This window comes from Achromobacter xylosoxidans (genome assembly GCF_002192695.1).
GTDB classification, from domain to species: domain Bacteria; phylum Pseudomonadota; class Gammaproteobacteria; order Burkholderiales; family Burkholderiaceae_B; genus Achromobacter; species Achromobacter xylosoxidans_C.
This window is the reverse complement of sequence record NZ_MTLG01000121.1, coordinates 1-632: the sequence shown is the minus strand read 5'-3', so window position 1 is coordinate 632 and position 632 is coordinate 1. Positions and strand designations below refer to the sequence as shown.

Sequence of the window (632 nt, the reverse complement as noted above, 5' to 3'; positions counted from 1 at the left end):
CCTGCGGCGGTTCCTTCGGATTCCGTCGGGCTTATCGACGCCCCGCGCATGGCGGGCCGCCGACGCGACGGGCACGTTCAGTTGCAATCTGACGTCGGCTGGGGCGAGCGGTGTGCTTGGCGTTCTGGCAACGAGTGGGGGTATGGCGAGGGATTTTGCGGGGATCGCCTCGGGCCGGCCGCGCAGGCGGCCTTCCGAGGCTTCCGCGGTATCTTGCGGTTGAGGATGGCGCTGCGCGTGCATGAGGCATCAGTCATCATTGAACGCTCCGAAGGCGGTGGTCCATCACTCAACGTCGCCAAGCCGATTGTCATCACTGGCCGCCAAGCCACGGTGCCGGATGGGTGGCGCGCGCGAGAGAGTCTTCAAGCGCAAACCGCTGCCTGCCGCGCGCCACCCATCACCGCCCCACCCACTGAACGGTGATGTCATCAGAAAACGACTGTCCGCATTCGCGACAGCGAACACCATCAAAATTTCGGAAATCACGTATGTAATTTTCGGCCGCCCGCGCGGCCGAAAATGACGGGCAGTAAAAGACTCGCCACTAACCACGGCTCTAGCAGCGCGCCAGGCCAAGACGGGGCAGCCCGTCGGCGCGGGCGGCGTGGCGGCTCGCAACCTCGATGCGC

1 protein-coding gene is annotated in these 632 nt (G+C 65.2%); it reads left to right on the top strand.

Going from position 1 to position 632, the window contains the following annotated elements; genetic code table 11:
- Positions 1–426 (top strand): hypothetical protein (locus BRO63_RS34370; protein ID WP_218824127.1); only part of this gene is annotated, 426 nt, incomplete at its 5' end.
- Between the last annotated feature and the right edge of the window lie 206 nt (positions 427–632).